This window comes from Kribbella sp. CWNU-51, from assembly GCF_054073265.1.
This window is the reverse complement of record NZ_JBSXMZ010000007.1, coordinates 433,800-450,736: the sequence shown is the minus strand read 5'-3', so window position 1 is coordinate 450,736 and position 16,937 is coordinate 433,800. Positions and strand designations below refer to the sequence as shown.

Below are 16,937 nucleotides of genomic sequence, written 5' to 3'. Positions count from 1 at the left end.
TCTCGTATGGCTCTGGATCTGTTCGCCGGGATCTCGGTGAGTGACTACGCGGCCGCGGTCGCCTGGTACGAAAAGTTGCTCGGAGCGCCGCCGAGCTTCCTGCCGAACGACATCGAGGCGGTCTGGGAGGTCGGCGAGCACCAGTTCCTCTACATCGAGGTGGTGCCTGAGCATGCCGGTCATGCTCAGCACACCTTGTTCGTCGAGGACTTCGAGGGTGTGATCCGGGCGATCGTCGAGCGCGGGATCGAGCCGGCGGTGCGGGAGACGTACGAGAACGGCGTACGGCACGTCACCTACTACGACCCGGACGGCAACGAGGTCTCGTACGGCGGCGCCCCGGTGGAGTGACACGTGTCGCGCGGTCGGCGTCTCGGTGATTGTGATGGCCTGGAAGTCCGCCACACCCCGCCCCGACGGGGGGCGGGTGTGGCGATGCCGGGCCGCGGACCGGACGTGCAACACTCACCAAGCGGCGCGATACCAGACAGGCCCCGCTCGGCCGCGAGCACTCGGCGGTTGACGGACCGGGTTAGTGAGTGCCCCACGTCCGCCAAGGCCGAGACCCCGTAGGCGGGGAGCCCGGCCCAGGCTGGGGAGGAGCTTCGATCCGATCCAGACCCGATCCGGGACGACATCCTCCCCACCCCCGGCGGCAACCAACAGAACACGGCCGACTGCCGGGGACGCGAAGGAGGCGATCGAGCCGCCCACGGATGCGGCAGAAGAGCCGAAATAACGTGTATCGGCCCACCGGTTTCCTGGCCGGGGCTCCAGCTCCTTGCATCCCCGGCCGGCTACCTCACTGCCGAGTTCAGGGTTCGTGGTCGGCGCGGTAGCGGAAGAGGTCCGGGAGGAAGTTCTCGAGGTTGCCGATCTCCTCGACGTGGTGGCGGGTCCAGGCGGCGAGCTTCGGCACGGGGAACGCGCGGTCGTGGGCGATCCGGTTGAGGAACAAGGTCGCGAGCGGAGTGGTGTCGCCGACGGTCAGCCGGGTCGTGTAGCGGGAGCCACCGCTGGCGGGCGCGAACTCGTTCTCCAGCCGGACCATCGAGCTGCCGAGCACCCGCTTGGTCATGATCGCCGCTTGGCTGTCGACCGTCTCAACGGTGACGTGAAGGTCCATCACCTTGCCGGGATCACGCCCGAACGCCTCGGTGAGACGCAGCCGCGACCCCGGGCCGACGACGGCGCCAGGGCTCATCAGCTCGTACGAGATGTGGTCGAGCGGGTGCCAGACGAGATACCGCGGCCAGGTCTGACCGGCGTACTGCATCGTCCCGGGGATGTGCCCGTACCACCAGGCCAGCATCTCCGGCGTGACTTGCTCGAGGGGTGCATGGGTGATCGTGACGATGGTCCGGTTGTTGTCCGAGGACATCGACACCGCCGCCGACTCGAGCGGCCGCAGCGGCCAGAGAACCGGACGCGGGGCAGGCAGTTCCGGCGCCTTCATCCCGAAGCAGTGCCCGAACCCCACACCCCCAAACCCGCCTCACCCCCGAGCCGCGATCACGTCCAGCTCCTCCCACGCCAGAATCCGGACCGCGACCACCACCCGCCCTTCCAACTCCGCCCGCAACAGCCGATGGACCCCGTCCAGAACCGTGAGCCGCCCATCAGTTCGCCGTACGACGTCCAGCGGGTGGTCGAGGTCCGCGGCCATCGTCCGCTCGTACTGCTCGTGATACCGCACCGGATCCGCCGCGACCTGATGCGGCGTGACCTGGAACGGGCGGCCGTCGTACTGCCAGAACGGCAGGTCGAGGTGCGGCGCCAGCTCGGCAAGTGGAACCTGCGTCCTGGGGAGGTCCAGGCGATGGAGTACGGCGATATCCCAGTGGAAATCGAGGAGGTACGGGCGTAGGTCCGGGGGGACCAGGTGGGCCAGGGGGAAGGGCTGGCGGGTCACTCGTAGATTCGGCGGAGGCGGTGGGACATGGAGTTCTCGATGTGTTGCGTCATCGCGGACTCGGCGGCTGCTGGGTCGCCGGAGGTGATCGCCTCGACCAGGGTGTGGTGTTCGGTCAGGACCTCGGGGCCGATGTCGCGGTCGTAGTGCAGGCGGAAGATGTGCAGGTGGCAGTGGGTGCGCTCGAAGGCCAGCCGGACCTGCTCGCTGCCCGACAGCGCCGCGATCAGCAGATGGAACCGGTTGTCGTGCGCGGTCAGTGACTTGTAGCCGGCGTAGTCCACCGACGTCGGCTCGACCGCGTTCGCCAGCTCCGCCTTCAACTGCGCGCGCCCGTCGTCGTCGATCAGCTCGGCCGCCCGGCGCGCCGCCCACGGCTCCAGCAACTGCCGGAACCGGTACAGGTCGTCGAACTCCGCGAGCGAGAGCAGCGGCGTCGCGCGGTACCCCTTCAGCGGCTCCTTGACCGCCAATCCCTCCGACTCCAGCCGCGCGAGCGCCTCCCGCACCGGCGTCGACGACACCTGGAACTCGCGCGCCAGCCCGTCGATCGAGATCCGCGCGCCGGGCCGGATGACGTGGTCCATCAGCATCGTCTTGATCGCCTCGTACACGTCGTCGGCCAGCATCTGCCGTCGGAGCAACCGCCGGTCCGGCGGCTGCGGAGTCCCAACGAGGTGCGTGGGTTCCGTCATCGGCTCTCTCCGGATCCTGGTCGCGGCCTTGACCCAGCCGGTCGGGTTCGGCAGGGTGACACTGGTAATCATGCATCATGCACGATTTGGCCCCGGCATAGCTACGGGAAGGCAGAAACGATGGTGAGGTTCGACGAGGTCGGCGTACGGCCGGAGCCGGGGGACAACGTCGCGATCGCCTCCCGCCGGCTCGAGGCCGGCACCGAGATCGAGCTCGGGGGTACGACGGTCACGCTGCCACACACCGTGCTCGAAGGACACCGCTTCGTGATCGACCCGGTGGGTCCTGGTGAGGCGCTCACGTCCTGGAACACGCCGTTCGCGCGCGCCTCCCGCGATCTCCGCCCCGGCGACTACGTGTGTACGCCGACCAGCCTGGCCGCGGTCACCGCCCGCGGAGTCGAGGGCCTTCCGGCCGAGCCGTCCGCCACCAACGAGCCGCTCGACCCGTACGAGCTCGACGAGTCCGCGCTGAACTTCGGCCAGCAGGTGACCAGCGTCGAGCAACCCGGCACCTTCCTCGGCTACCCCCGCGAGCAAGGCGCGGCCGGCACCCGCAATCACGTCGTCCTGATGGCGACCAGCTCCCGCAGCAGCGGCTTCGTGACCGAGCTCGCCAGGCGCTTCGACGGCGCGGCCGCGGGCGACGGCGTCGTACCGGTTGCGCACACCGAGGGCGGCGAGGACGAGGTCCCGAACAACCTGCATTTCCTGCTCGCCACCCTGGCCGGCTTCACCCTGAACCCGAACGTCGGTGCCGTCCTGATCGTCGACACCGAGGACGACGTGGTCTCCGGCCAGGCGATCAAGGACTTCATGGCCGAGCACGACTACCCGGCGATCAGGGTGCCGCACGCGTTCTTCACCCGCCGGGCCGGCTTCGAGCACGACCTCACCGAAGCCGGTGCGCTGGTCGAGCCGTGGCTGCCGATTGTCGACAATCAGACGCGCACCGAGGTCCCGCTCGCGGATCTGAAGATCGCCTTGCAGTGCGGTGGATCCGACGCGTTCTCGGGCATCTCTGCCAACCCGCTCGCCGGTCTGGTCGGTGCGGAGGTGATCAAGCACGGCGGCGCCGCCGTCCTCGCGGAGACCGACGAGCTGATCGGCGCGGAGCCGTACGTACTGAAGAACGTCCGCGACCTCGCCACCGCGCGGCGGTTCCTCGCCACGATCCGCTCGTTCAAGGAACGGGTGGGCTGGCACGGCCACACCGCCGAGGGCAACCCGTCCGGCGGCAACGTCTATCGCGGTCTCTACAACATCGTGCTCAAGTCGATCGGCGCCGCCCGCAAGCTGCCGCGCGAGGTGCGGCTGGACCACGTGATCGACTACGGCGAACCGCTGCCCGGCAACGGCTACATCTTCATGGACAGCCCCGGCAACGACCTCGAGTCCGTGGCCGGGCAGATCGGCAGCGGCTGCAACCTGATCTTCTTCACCACCGGGAACGGCTCGATCACCAACTTCCCGTTCGTCCCGACCCTCAAGTTCGTCACGACCAGCGCCCGGTACGAGCGCCTGCACGCCGAGATGGACGTGGACGCGGGCCGCTACCTGGCCGGTACGCCGATGGCCGACCTGACCGCGGAGACATTCGACCTGACCGTCCGGGTCGCGTCCGGCGAACCGAGCGCGGGGGAGCGGGCCGGCCACAGCCAGGTGTCGATCTGGCGGAACTGGAAGCAGAGCGGCCCGCGCGAAGGCATCTCGATCAGCACGGACGGCCGGATGAGCCGCCAGTTGGCCGACCTCCCGGCCGAGGATCGTGACGCGCCCCTCGATGGCCTCTCCTTGGCCGGGCTCAGCTCCGATGCACGCACGGCGGCACGCCTGTTGCAGGTCGACGACCGTCTCGTGCCCGAGGCCGTCGGGCTGATCCTGCCGACCAGCCTGTGCTCCGGCCAGATCGCCCTGCGGCTCGCAGCCCAAGCGGAGGTGGAGAAGTGGGCAGGTGACGCGGTGACGCGGATGGTCGCGCTCCCGCACACCGAGGGGTGTGGCAGCAGCGGCGGCGCGTCCGAGGAGACGTTCGCCCGCATCATGGTCGGCTACCTCCTGCACCCGAACACGCGGATGGCTCTCCTCCTGGAGCACGGCTGCGAGAAGACCCACAACGACTACTTCCGCTCGCGTCTGGTCGAGGCCGGCAAGGACCCGTCCCGCTTCGGCTGGGCCAGCATCCAGGCCGACGGCGGTCTCGATGCCGTCGGCAACAAGGTGAAGGACTGGTTCAACAGCTTCGACCTGGACAAGCCGGTCGAGCAGCGCGGCAACCTCGGCGCACTCACCGTCGGCCTGGAAGCGCGCGGCCCGTTGACGGATACGACCGCGGAGGCGCTGGCCCTGATCGGCCGCGAGATCGTGGGCTCTGGCGGTTCCGTCGTACTGTCGTCGCGCGGTGCCTTGCTCGGGCACGCCGGCTTCCGCGCGGCTGCGTTCGGCTCGGCGGATGAAGTGGGTCCGACGATTGCACACGGGCAGCGGCTCGCGCAGCCGGGCTGGCACGTGATGCGGATGCCCGGCACCGACTGGATGGAGACCGCGACCGGCTTCGGCGCGAGTGGTGTCCAGCAGATCCTCGCGCACGTTGCCGGCGGCACCTTGTCCGCGCAGCGGTTCGTGCCGGTCGTCGAGATCAGCAACGATCCGGAGACGGTGGCGACGTACGGCGACGACCTCGACGCGGTCGCCACCGGTGACGCGGCCGACCAGGCCCGGATCGGCCTGGACACGATCGCGATGGTGGCGAGCCGGCAGCTCGTTCCCAAGGCAGTTGCCTCCGGCAACGTCGGCTTCCAGATCACCCGTGGCTTGCTCGGCACCTCGATGTAACTGTGCACTCTGAATGAAGGGTCTCTCCATGCATTTGGTCCGTTACCAGTCCCCGGCCGGCCGGCCGGTGGTCGGCGTACGCACCGGCGACACCGTGGCTCCGCTCGAAGGCGTCAACAGCGTCGCGGAGCTGCTGCGACTCCGGTTGGACGAGTTGCAGACGGCGGTCGCCAAGGTCGGGGAGGCGGTCCCGGTCGACGGCGTGAAGTTCCTGCCGCCGCTGGACGGACGGGGCGAGGTGTGGTGCTCCGGCGTCACGTACGAGCGCTCGCGTGGCGCTCGGATGGAGGAGAGCACCGAGCAGTCCGTGTACGACAAGGTCTACACCGCCGACCGGCCTGAGCTGTTCCAGAAGGCGCCGGCCTGGCGGGTGGTGACCGACGGCGAGCCGGTCGGGATCCGGGTCGACTCGGGTCACGACGTACCCGAGCCGGAGCTCGCGGTCGTCGCGAACAGCCACGGTGAGATCGTCGGGTTCACGGTCTGCAACGACATGAGCTCGCGGTCGATCGAGGGCGTGAACCCGCTGTACGTGCCGCAGGCCAAGCTGTTCGCGGGTGGATGCGCGCTGGCGACCGGGATCCGCCCGGCGTGGGAGGTCGCGAACCCGAAAGACCTCGAGATCGGCGTGGTGATCGAGCGCGCGGGCGACGAGGTGTTCGCGGAGACGACGTCGACCGCGAAGCTGGTGCGTGAGCTGCAGGACCTGATCGACGTGCTGTTCCTGCCGAACGACTTCCCGGACGGCGTGATCCTGGCGACCGGCACCGGGATCGTGCCCGAGCTGGACTTCGCGCTGGCCGAGGGCGACGTCATCACGATCACGATCGCCGAGGTCGGCACGCTGACGAATACGGTGGCCGTCGGCCGGGAACCGTTTACGTTCCTGGCGACCGACAACTTAGAGGAGAAGCGATGACCCAGGACACCACCCCTGCCGAGCTGGAGCAGGCGCTGGTCGCCGCGACAGCGGCTGCGCCGGCGCTGGGTGCGGCCGAGCCCGCGGTCCGGGCCGGGTGGATCCGCGCTGTCGCCGCCGCGCTCGACGCGGCCGCGGACGAGCTGGTGCCGATCGCGATGCGGGAGTCCTCGCTGCCCGAGGCGCGGCTGCGGGGCGAGGTCGCGCGCAGCACCGGTCAGCTGCGGATGTTCGCCGACGTCCTCGAAGAGGGTTCGCTGCTCGAGGTCATCATCGACACCGCGGACGCCCAGGCGAAGCCGGTGCCGCGTCCGGACCTGCGGCGGGTGCTCGTGCCGCTCGGCCCGGTGCTGGTGTTTGCCGCCAGCAACTTCCCGTTCGCGTTCAGCGTCTGCGGCGGGGACACCGCATCCGCACTGGCTGCTGGGTGCCCGGTGATCGTCAAGGCACACCCAGGTCATCCCGAGCTGTCCGCGCGTACCGCCGAGGTGATGATCTCGGCGTTGCGGGCCGCCGGTGCGCCGGAGGGTTCGCTCGGGCTGATCCAAGGCTTCGACGTCGGCGTCACCGCGCTGAAGGACCCGCGGATCACCGCGGCCGGGTTCACCGGTTCGGTGCCGGCCGGGAAGGCGCTGCACGAGATCGCGGTCACCCGGCCGGAGCCGATCCCGTTCTACGGCGAGCTCGGCAGCCTGAACCCGGTGTTCGTCACCCAGACGGCGATCGATGCCCGAGGCAAGGACATTGCGACCGGGTACGTCGGTTCCTTCACGCTCGGCGTCGGTCAGTTCTGCACGAAGCCCGGTCTGCTCTTCCTGCCGTCCGGTCACGGGCTCCAGGAGCAGCTGACCGAGGCGACCGGTGGGGTAGCCGAGGCGCCGATGCTGAACGACCGGATCCACGACGGATTCAGCTCCGGGCTCGACCGCCTGCAGAAGGTCGACGGCATCCGCGTCTGGGCCTCAGGTGGTGCGACTCTGCTGCAAACCACGGTCGCGGAGCTGCTGGCTCGCCGGGACGAGATCCTGGAAGAGTGCTTCGGCCCCGTCTCGATCGTCGTGGAGTACGACGGGGTGGAGGAGTTGAAGGCGGCTGTCGAGGCCTTCGAGGGGAACCTCACCGCGACACTCCATGCTGAAGACGCGGACGCCGAGTTGGCGCGTGAGCTGCTGCCGTTGCTGACGGCCCGCGCCGGCCGCGTGCTCTGGAACGGCTGGCCGACCGGGGTCGCGGTGTCGTGGGCGCAGCACCACGGCGGTCCGTTCCCGTCGACCGTCGGCTCGATCCACACCAGCGTCGGGGTGACCGCGGCCCGCCGGTTCCAGCGGCCGGTCGCGTACCAAGACGCTCCCGATGTGGTGCTGCCCGACGTACTGAAGGACTCGAACCCGGCCGGCATCACCCGCCGGCTGAACGGGACCGTAACCACAGCTGAGGTGACTCGATGAGCGATCTTCCCCCGACCAACGACCCGGGTGACGGCGAGCTTCCGGCCGACGTCGCCGGAGAGCCGACCTCTGAGAAGACCGGGACGACCGGTGAACCGGGGCGGCCGGATGCGCCGATCGGACGGCGGAGTTTCGATCACTGGTTCGGTGAGAAGGACCGCAACGGGTTCATCCACCGGTCCTGGATGCGGGCGCAGGGCTTCTCCGAGGAGGTGTTCGACGGCCGCCCGGTGATCGGTATCTGCAACACCTGGTCCGAGCTCACGCCGTGCAACGCGCACCTGCGCCGGCTCGCGGACTCGGTGAAGCGCGGCGTCTGGCAGGCTGGCGGATTCCCGCTGGAGTTCCCGGTGATGTCGCTCGGCGAGACGATGCTCCGGCCGACCGCGATGCTGTTCCGCAACCTGCTCAGCATGGATGTCGAGGAGTCGCTGCGCGGCAACCCGATCGACGGCGCCATCCTGCTGACCGGCTGCGACAAGACCACCCCGGGCTCGATCATGGGCGCCGCCAGCGTCGACCTCCCCACCCTGGTGGTCACCGGCGGTCCGATGTTGAACGGCAAATTCCGCGGCTGCGACATCGGTTCCGGTACGGCGGTCTGGCGGTTCACGCAGGACCGCAACGCCGGCCGGATGTCGGAGGCGGACTACGCGGCGGCCGAGTCCGGCATGTCCCGCAGCAACGGCCACTGCATGACGATGGGCACGGCGTCGACGATGGCCTGCATGGCCGAGGCGCTCGGGCTCCAACTGACCGGGTCCGCGGCGATCCCGGCCGTCGACTCGCGGCGGTACTCGATCGCCCAGCAGGCCGGTCAGCGGATCGTGAAGATGGTCGAGGAGGACCTCAAGCCCAGCGACATCCTGACGCGCGACGCGTTCGCGAACGCGGTCCGGGCGAACGCGGCGATCGGCGGCTCGACGAACGCCGTCATCCACCTGCTCGCGATCGCCGGCCGGGTCGGCGTCGACCTGACGCTGGACGACATGGACGAGTGGGCCCGCGGGGTGCCGTGGCTGGTCGACCTGCAGCCGTCGGGCAAGTACCTGATGGAGGACTTCTACTACGCCGGCGGCCTGCCCGCGGTGATGAAGGAGATCCTGCCGCTGCTCAAGGCCGACGCGATCACCGTGACGGGCAAGACCATGGGCGAGAACGTCGCCACCGCGGAGCGGACCGACTGGAGTGGTCAGGAGGGTCAGCCGGCGACCGCCGTCATCCGGCCGGTCGGCAACCCACTGGGCAGTGGTGCGGGGACCGCCGTACTGAAGGGGAATCTGGCGCCGGATGGTGCCGTGATCAAGCAGTCGGCGGCGTCCGAGCGGCTGCTGCAGCACCGCGGCAAGGCACTGGTGTTCAGCAGCATCGAGGAGTACGACAAGGCGGTCGACGATCCGGACCTCGACGTCGACGAGGACACTGTGCTCGTGCTGCAGAACTCCGGTCCGCGCGGCTACCCGGGCATGCCGGAGGTCGGGAACATGACGATCCCGCGCAAGCTCGCCGAGATCGGCGTCGACGACATGGTGCGGATCTCGGACGCGCGGATGAGCGGCACGGCGTACGGCACCGTCGTACTGCATGTCACGCCGGAAGCGGCTGTCGGCGGGCCGTTGGCGCTGGTGCGGACAGGTGACTGGATCGAGCTCGACGTACCGGCTCGGCGGTTGCATCTGGATGTGTCCGAGGAGGAGTTGGAGAAGCGGCGCGCCGACTGGCAGCGGCCAGTGCCACCGACGGATCGCGGCTGGGCCCGCCTGTACGTCGACCACGTCACGCAGGCGAACCAGGGCTGCGACCTCGACTTCCTGATCGGCCGCACCGGTTCGGCCGTGGCACGGCAGAGTCACTGATGACCTGGGGACCGTTCGAAGCCATCCGCGGTCTGCGGCCGGCGGGGGTGCTTCCGCCGGTGACGCCGATCCGGCGGCTGATCTCGGATCTGCCGACCTCGCCGGACCCGTATGCCGCCGCGCAGGAGGCGCTGGACCCGCTGCGGGATCGGATCCTGCCCGGCGCGCGGATCGCGGTGACCGCGGGCAGCCGGGGGATCCACGATCTCGTGCCGGTGGTGAAGGCGGCGGTGGACTGGCTGACCGCGGTCGGCGCCACGCCGTTCGTCGTACCGGCCATGGGCTCGCACGGCGGTGCGACCGGGGACGGTCAGCTCGAGATGCTCGCCGGCCTCGGGATCACCCCGGAGTCGGTCGGTTGCCCGATCGAGGCGACGATGGAGACCGTTGTCGTCGGTACCCTTCCCGACGGCACGCCGGTGCACCACGACGCGCTGGCCGCGAAGGCGGACGGCGTCCTCCTGGTCAACCGCGTCAAACCGCACACCGACTTCCGCGGTCCGATCGAGAGTGGCGTGGCGAAGGTCCTCGCCATCGGGCTCGGCAACCACAAAGGCGCTGCCGCCCTGCATGCCGGCGGAATCCCGTCGCTGGGCGGCGCGATCGAGGCCGCGGCACGGATGGTCGTTGCGCAGGGCAAGATCCTGGGTGGGCTCGCGATCCTGGAGAACGCCCTGGAACGGACCGCCGCGGTGGAGTTCGTCGAGCCCGACGGCATTGCCGGCCCGGCCGAGAACGCCTTGCTGCAAAGGGCCGGCAGCCTGCTCGGGCGATTGCCGTTCGACGAGCTGGACGTGCTGGTCGTGGACGAGATGGGCAAGGACAAGTCCGGCGCCGGGATGGACACGAATGTGATCGGCCGGTGCTGGGTGCACGGGATCCCGGAGTTCGACTCGCCGTCGATCGCGGCGATCAGCGTCCACTCGCTGTCGCCGGCGTCGCACGGGAACGCGTCCGGTCTCGGTCTGGCCGACGTCATCCCGGCCAAAATGCTGGAGCAGATCGACCTGCAGGTGAGTTACGTGAACGCGCTGACCTCCGGTGCCGGCGGAGCGCGCCGGTCCCGGTTGCCGATGGTGATGGAGGACGACGAGGCCGCCGTGCTCGCCGCGGTGACGATGTGCGGCCGGCGGGACTGGTCGGAGCTCCGGCTGGCCCGGATCAAGGACACCCTTTCCCCGAACGAGTTGATGGTGACGCCGGCCCTGCTGACCGAGTCGGCCGAGCGTTTCGACCTGGAGATCACCGGTACGGCGCGGGACCTGACGTCGGCCGGGCGGCTTGGACCCTGGAGTGACAGATGAACCTTCGCGAAGCGCGCGCCCTGCTGGCCGATCGTGGTTTCCGCCCGGGGGAGGCGTCCACGCGGACGTTCCCGGACGGATCGCCGTACAAGGTGGAGATCCCGTCCTGTGAAGGGCCGCGGGTGATGACCGCGGTGCTGGAGGAGGCCAAGACTCGCGGGATCACGATCGACCGGGTGTCGCAGGGCAGTGGCGTGATGATGCTGACCGACGCCGAGATCGAGGAGATGCTGTCGCTCGGCGCGTCGGCCGGGGTCGAGGTCTGCCTGTTCCTCGGGCCACGTGGTGCGTGGGACATCGGTGGGCAGGCCAAGGTGTCGGCCGCGGTCGGTGGTGTTGCGCGCGGCAACGAGATGGTTGCCGCGTCCCTGTGTGACGCCTACCGCGCGGTGGAGCTCGGCGTCCGGAGTCTGCTGGTGGGAGACATCGGCGTCCTGGAGATCCTGGGCGCGTTGAAGGTGGAAGGTGAGCTGCCGGCCGATCTGGTGCTGAAGACCTCGGTGCTGATGCCGTTGCCGAACGCACCGACTGCGCGGCTGTACGAGCGGTTGGGCGCGACAAGCCTCAACGTGTCGACGGACCTGCCGGTTCCGGTGCTGGCGGAGATCCGGTCCGTGACGACCGTGCCGATCGACATGTACATCGAGGTGCCGGACGACCAGGGCGGGCATGTCCGGTTCTACGACGTACCGGAGATCGTCCGGGTCGCGGCGCCGGTGTATCTGAAGATGGGTCTGCGCAACGCGCCGAACATCTACCCGGTCGGTGCGCACCTTTCCGGTACGGCGGAAGCCCTCGGGCGCGAGCGGGTCCGCCGGGCGGAGTTGATCCTGCGGCTGCTGGCCGAACAGGATGAGGGATGAATGATCCGCTGGTAGCTCGGCTCCGCTCGGCGCTCGGTGACGCCGCGGTCGTCGACGATCCCGACGTACTGGACAGTCATCGCAACGATCACGCGACCTTCTGCACTGCTGGGGTGCCGCGCGTGCTGGCCCGTCCCTCGTCGACCGCTGAGGTGGTCGAGGTTCTGCGGGCCGCTGGGTCGTTCGGCGTTCCGGTGGTGACCCAGGGAGCCCGGACCGGGCTGTCCGGGGCGGCGAACGCGATCGACGGATGTTTGTTGCTGTCCACTGCGCGAATGAACCGCATCCTGGAGATCTCGGTCGAGGATCAAGTGGCGGTCGTCCAGCCAGGTGTTGTGAACGCCGATCTGTCCCGGGCCGTCCTGGCGCAGGACCTGTTCTACCCGCCGGATCCGTCGTCGTGGGAAATGTCCACGGTGGGTGGCAACATCGCGACCAACGCAGGCGGGCTGTGTTGTGTGAAGTACGGCGTGACGGCGGATTTCGTGCGTGGGTTGGAGGTGGTGCTGGCGTCGGGCGAGGTCGTTCGGACCGGCCGGCGGTCGGCTAAGGGCGTCGCGGGCTACGACCTGACGCGGTTGATCGTCGGATCCGAGGGCACGTTGGGCGTGGTCACCGAGGCGACACTCGCGCTGCGTCCTGCGCCGGAGGCTGCGCTGACCGCGGCTGCCACCTTCCTGTCCATCGAGGACGGGATCGCCGCCGCGGCTGCCGTCATGGCGTCCGGCCTGCGTCCCTCCCTGCTCGAGTTCATCGATGGTCCGACCGCGCGTGCCATTCAGGACTACCGCGACATGGGACTGCCGGCGGACGTCGGATCGTTGCTGATCGCGCAGTCGGACCGTGGCCCTCGTGCGGCCGAGGACGTTGCCCGGATCGCGGCGATCTGTTCTGCGCATGGCGCGGTCGACGTCGCCGAGGCATCCGACGCCGAGGAGTCGCGGATGCTGCTCGAGGCGCGCCGGCTGGTGAACTCCGCGCTCGAGCCGCTCGGGGTGACGTTGATCGACGACGTCGCCGTACCGCGGTCGAAGCTGGTCGCGTTGCTGCGCGGGATCGCGGAGATCGGCACGAAGTACGACGTACTGATTTGTTGCCCTGGGCATGTGGGTGACGGCAACATGCACCCGACCGTCGTCTTCGACCGCCACGATCCGGCGGCTGAGGCTCGCGCGCTGGAGGCCTTCGGCGCGGTGATGGAGCTCGGGCTGGCGCTGGGCGGGACGATCACCGGCGAGCACGGCATCGGCACGTTGAAGGCACGCTGGCTGGAGACCGAGCTCGGTCCGGTGAGTCTCGAACTGCACCGCCGGATCAAGCAGGCCTTCGATCCGGACAACCTACTCAATCCCGGCAAGGTCCTCGTGTGATGCGGACGCAGGTCGCGGTCCCCCTGCCTGGAGTCGAACCAGGGACCCGGCCTTCGGAGGGCCGGGCGAGCATCCGTCACCAGAGGGTCAGGTACGCCGCCACCTGATGCGGCGTACCTTTCGCGGTGTTACTCCTCGACTGAGACGACGCGGGTCCAGTCGGAGCAGTCGGCTTCACACCAGACGTGATCGCCCGCGCGGGCGATCCGATCACGCTGCACATGCCCACAGGCAAGCCGCACCCGGCGCAACGCGTGACCCTGCTTCACTGGAGCACCGGTCCTACCGCCGGGCACTCGCTTTCGATTCCTGAGGTCGGCCATAGCCGGTCCTCCTCTCTTGTCACATTGTTTGGTGCAGGAGGCCACGGTGGCGGTCCTGCTCATCGCTTCGGGAGGTAGCGACCTACGGTCGCGCAGTACTGCTGGTACTCATCCCCGAACATCTCGGTGAGCCGTCGTTCCTCACGCAGAACGTCGCGATGCACGGCGGCGGCGACCAACGGCAATGTCGCCAGAGTCCACCCGGACCTGGCGGCCACCCCGATCCCGAATTGGAGCGAGGCCCAACCGACGTACATGGGATTGCGTGTCGTGGCGTACGGACCGCTGGTCACGAGTCTCTGCGGCCGGCTCAGCTCTGTGCTCCTCGCTGCATTCAACGATCGCGCGATGAGCAGGCTTCCCGCGACGACGATCGGCCAGCCGACAGAACGCCGTACCGCGTGAAACCGCCACGGTCGTACCTGTTCCAGCGCGAGTCCGACCGCGATCCCGGCAAGGCTGGCCTCGGGGATCGGGAAGTTCCGCAGCACGGCGGTCAGCTCTGTGTTCGTGTGGCTTCCTCGAGCGCGTGGACGAAGGCGTCCGGCTGTTCGATGTGCGGGACGTGTCCTGCGTCGTCGATCACCCTTAGAGGCCAGCCGAATCGTTTGCTTGCCGTTGCGGCCAGGTCCAGCGGTACGAACCGATCCTGCGCACCCCAGAGCAGTGTCGTCGGCACGTCGATGCGCTCGCGGACCTGTTTGGTGCCGGTGGCCACCAGTTGGCGCATCGTGCGCTTGACGTGCGGCACGAGTGCGCGGCTCCGCGTGTAGGCGGTGAATGCGTCGAGCCAGTCCGGGTCCAGGCGTCGTACCCGATCGAGGTCGGCGAACGCCCAGCGCTCGAAGCGCACCATGTTCGGCTCGGACGGATGCAAGGCGAATCTGATCGCCACGGCGCGGAGCCCGATCGGCATCCGGTACGGCCCGACACCGGGCGCCGCATAGATCACCAGTCGTCGCAGCCGCTCACCATGGCTCGCCGCGAACCGTGCAGCCAAGGTGCCGAGCAACGAATGCGCGACCAGGGTCGGAGGTTCCTCGCACGTGAGCCGGAGCAGGGCGGTCATCCAGTTGGTGAAGCCCTCGAGGTCCAGCCGGCCGGGCTCAGACTCTCCAAGGCCCGGCGCGTCGGGGACGATGAGCCGGTGGTCCTGCGCGAGGCGGGAGATCACTGGCGCCCAGTAGATTCCCCCGCACTCGATTCCTCCGTGCAGCAAGAGCAACGGCGGACCGTCCCCGCTCTCGAGCACCGTCGTACCGATGCCGTTGACCTCGATCCGCCGCTCCTCGACGGCGAGGCCCCGCAGCAGCCGCGCCCGCGCATTGTGCTCCATGGCTCACCTCACCCCGACCCTAGGCACCAGCCGCGGTCCTTCGCTTCCGAAGAACCTCGCAACCCGAGGACACCTCGGGCTGCGAGAAACCACGTATCCAGCGGGTGACCGGGCCGACGGTTCAGGCCAGGCGGACCAGGGAACCGCCGGCGGTGATGCCGATCGAGGTCTGTACGCCGGCGACGGTCAGGTCGACGACGTACGTCGTACCGGACCAGCGGGTGCGATACGTGACCGAACCGGTCGCCGGCACCGGGGCGATGAACGACAGGATCGACGCCGTCGTCCCGGACCGCGCGAACATCAGAGTGGGCGCTGCCAGCCGCGTGGTGATGTTCGGATAGGTCCAGCCCTGGATCGGGTTCGTCTGCGCCTGCTTGAGCAGGATCGCCCCGGGCGGCAGCGGCTGCCGGTACGGCACCTGGAACAGGATCGTCCGGGTGTTGTCGCCCGGCCGCATCGCCAGTGCGGTCGTCCGCGAGTACACCGACGCCTTCTGATCCGACGGCAGATGCCACAGTGTCTGGAACTGTTGCGCCTTCTTGGCCGACGCGCGGTCGAGCGTGACGACCAGATCCGGACTCCTGAGCACCAGCGTGGCCCGGACGCGACTGATCCCGGTCCCGGGGACGTCTGAGAGCTCGTAGAAGTCCGACGTCGGGTTCAGCGCGTACCGCGTCAGCTTGGTGGCCGGGAGCAGGTCAGCCGACAGCGGCGTCGTCATCGAGCTCTGCGCGAACGGACTCTTCGCCCACGTCCGCCAGACGTCGTTCTGGTAGCCGGCGTGTCCGCCGTCGATCACGATGTCGCGGCCGCGAGCGGTGTACGTGAGCGACGTGTGGTCGCTGTGCCCGTGCAGCTGTCGCGCCGGCCCGTACCTGATGCTGTACGACGACTGGTCGGCGAACGTAGCGTTCGTACCCCAACCGGAGCGGCCGAAGACGTAGCCCGCGGAGTACACCCCGACTCGCTGGGTGGGTGCGATCCCGGATGCGCCCTGGGACCCGGCATACTCGAGTGGAGTCCCGGCGATGGGCGTCGTACGCACGACCTCGGAGTCGCCAATCTGGTGGAGATTGCCCAATGAGTTCGTCGCCAGGGCAAGCCAGTCCGCCATCAGGGCGCGCCGCGTGGTGATCGTCGTACCGGGGTCGGCGCCGCACGCCCGCAGTACGTCGACCGCACGGCCCCAGAGGGAGTAGTTGAACTGTGCGTACGCGGTCGACTGCTCGTTGGTCGAACCTTGCGCGTCGATCGAGGTGGTGATGGCGGCAGCGAGACGGTTCTGGGCGAGCGTCTTGTAGTCCGCGCGACCGAGTGTGCAGCCGACGCCGAAGAGAGCGATGCTCTCGTCGGTGCCGTGATTCCACGCACCGCTCCAGTTGTTGACCAGGAACGTGGCGTGGTCGAGCAGGGCGCTGTCGAGCCAGGAATACTGCGCCGGGAGCGTCGTGACGTTCAAGCCGGCCAGGACCGCTTGCCGGGTGCAGATGAGCACGTTGGTGCGGTGCATCGTCGACTCCCAGGCGCCGACGTCCGCCTTCCAGGAGTACGGATTGTCGAGCACCCAGTCGTGCACGATCGTCGTCACATGCGCCAGGGCGTTCGTGTCACCCTGGGCGGCCGCGGTGATTCCCTGCCCCAGCCAGCGAAGTGAGTGGAACCACATGTACCAGCTGGGATTGTTGTAGGGGTTGAGTTTCCAGTTGATGTTGCCGCTGCCGTTGCCGACCTTGTACGGCTTGAACCCGCCCCAGATATAGACGTCCTGCAGGACGGACGACAACGGTGTCGCATCGTCGACGGTGCTGAACCCGGGACACGTGTACGTGCCGGCAGCTGCCGCCCCCGCCGTCGTCTTGGCGTCGCGCCGCGTCGTGATGTCCTTCGCCGGCGCGGCAGTCGCCGCGATCACATTTGTTGCCCCCGGCACGAACTGCGCCCCCGGCGGCTCCGGCAGATCCGCCGCGACCGCGATCCCCGGCCCCGCCGCCGGTCCCGCGGCGGCTGTCCCGCCGGTACCAGCCGCGCCCGCGACCAGCAGCCCAAGCACCAGAATCCATCGAACCATGTACG

14 protein-coding genes are annotated in these 16,937 nt (G+C 69.0%); 8 read left to right on the top strand and 6 right to left on the bottom strand.

Annotated features, from left to right (window positions below; all coding sequences use genetic code 11):
* The first annotated feature begins 6 nt into the window (after positions 1-6).
* Entirely contained in the window at positions 7-351 is a 345-nt protein-coding gene (locus ACXC9Q_RS10510) for a VOC family protein (RefSeq protein ID WP_457056283.1), read from the top strand.
* Between the two features lie 463 nt (positions 352-814).
* On the opposite strand, the gene ACXC9Q_RS10505 is transcribed toward ACXC9Q_RS10510, so the two are convergent.
* From ACXC9Q_RS10505 to ACXC9Q_RS10495, 3 genes are read right to left on the bottom strand one after another with little or no spacing between them, the layout of a single operon-like run.
* Positions 815-1,456, bottom strand: coding sequence for a hypothetical protein (locus ACXC9Q_RS10505; protein WP_457056282.1), 642 nt, complete (start codon positions 1,454-1,456; stop codon positions 815-817).
* A 39-nt stretch (positions 1,457-1,495) separates the two neighbouring features.
* Positions 1,496-1,912 carry a hypothetical protein gene (locus ACXC9Q_RS10500; protein ID WP_457056281.1) on the bottom strand — a complete coding sequence of 139 codons (417 nt, stop codon included), beginning with the start codon at positions 1,910-1,912 and terminating at the stop codon, positions 1,496-1,498.
* Positions 1,909-2,679, bottom strand: coding sequence for a GntR family transcriptional regulator (locus tag ACXC9Q_RS10495; protein ID WP_457056280.1), 771 nt, complete (start codon positions 2,677-2,679; stop codon positions 1,909-1,911). Before ACXC9Q_RS10495 ends, ACXC9Q_RS10500 begins: the two co-directional genes overlap by 4 nt.
* 48 nt (positions 2,680-2,727) lie before the next feature.
* Here ACXC9Q_RS10495 and ACXC9Q_RS10490 point away from each other — a divergent pair, with 48 nt between their 5' ends.
* The 7 genes from ACXC9Q_RS10490 to ACXC9Q_RS10460 are packed head-to-tail and all read left to right on the top strand — an operon-like array spanning position 2,728 to position 13,202.
* Entirely contained in the window at positions 2,728-5,442 is a 2,715-nt protein-coding gene (locus ACXC9Q_RS10490) for a UxaA family hydrolase (protein WP_457056279.1), read from the top strand.
* A gap of 28 nt (positions 5,443-5,470) precedes the next feature.
* A complete protein-coding gene (locus tag ACXC9Q_RS10485) occupies positions 5,471-6,361 on the top strand; it encodes a fumarylacetoacetate hydrolase family protein (protein WP_328524365.1) in 891 nt (296 codons plus the stop codon).
* A complete protein-coding gene (locus ACXC9Q_RS10480) occupies positions 6,358-7,809 on the top strand; it encodes an aldehyde dehydrogenase (NADP(+)) (protein ID WP_457056278.1) in 1,452 nt (483 codons plus the stop codon). Before ACXC9Q_RS10485 ends, ACXC9Q_RS10480 begins: the two co-directional genes overlap by 4 nt.
* Positions 7,806-9,665, top strand: coding sequence for an IlvD/Edd family dehydratase (locus ACXC9Q_RS10475; protein ID WP_457056277.1), 1,860 nt, complete (start codon positions 7,806-7,808; stop codon positions 9,663-9,665). Before ACXC9Q_RS10480 ends, ACXC9Q_RS10475 begins: the two co-directional genes overlap by 4 nt.
* On the top strand, positions 9,665-10,969 hold the full coding sequence (locus tag ACXC9Q_RS10470; RefSeq protein ID WP_457056276.1) for a nickel pincer cofactor-dependent isomerase, group 22: 1,305 nt from the start codon (positions 9,665-9,667) through the stop codon (positions 10,967-10,969). The genes ACXC9Q_RS10475 and ACXC9Q_RS10470 overlap by 1 nt, the downstream gene beginning before the upstream one ends.
* Positions 10,966-11,832: a hypothetical protein gene (locus ACXC9Q_RS10465; protein WP_457056275.1), complete on the top strand. Its 867-nt coding sequence runs from the start codon at positions 10,966-10,968 to the stop codon at positions 11,830-11,832. Before ACXC9Q_RS10470 ends, ACXC9Q_RS10465 begins: the two co-directional genes overlap by 4 nt.
* Complete coding sequence (locus tag ACXC9Q_RS10460; RefSeq protein ID WP_457056274.1) at positions 11,829-13,202, top strand: FAD-binding oxidoreductase; 1,374 nt, start codon at positions 11,829-11,831, stop codon at positions 13,200-13,202. The genes ACXC9Q_RS10465 and ACXC9Q_RS10460 overlap by 4 nt, the downstream gene beginning before the upstream one ends.
* Before the next feature lie 382 nt (positions 13,203-13,584).
* Here the strand turns inward: ACXC9Q_RS10460 and ACXC9Q_RS10455 are convergent, their stop codons facing one another.
* The 3 genes from ACXC9Q_RS10455 to ACXC9Q_RS10445 form a co-directional block, all read right to left on the bottom strand.
* The gene (locus ACXC9Q_RS10455; RefSeq protein WP_457056273.1) at positions 13,585-14,016 is read right to left on the bottom strand and encodes a methyltransferase family protein; all 432 of its coding nucleotides are present in this window, start codon (positions 14,014-14,016) and stop codon (positions 13,585-13,587) included.
* 5 nt (positions 14,017-14,021) lie between these two features.
* Positions 14,022-14,861: an alpha/beta fold hydrolase gene (locus ACXC9Q_RS10450; RefSeq protein ID WP_457056272.1), complete on the bottom strand. Its 840-nt coding sequence runs from the start codon at positions 14,859-14,861 to the stop codon at positions 14,022-14,024.
* A 121-nt stretch (positions 14,862-14,982) separates the two neighbouring features.
* A complete protein-coding gene (locus ACXC9Q_RS10445) occupies positions 14,983-16,932 on the bottom strand; it encodes a heparinase II/III domain-containing protein (RefSeq protein ID WP_457056271.1) in 1,950 nt (649 codons plus the stop codon).
* Between the last annotated feature and the right edge of the window lie 5 nt (positions 16,933-16,937).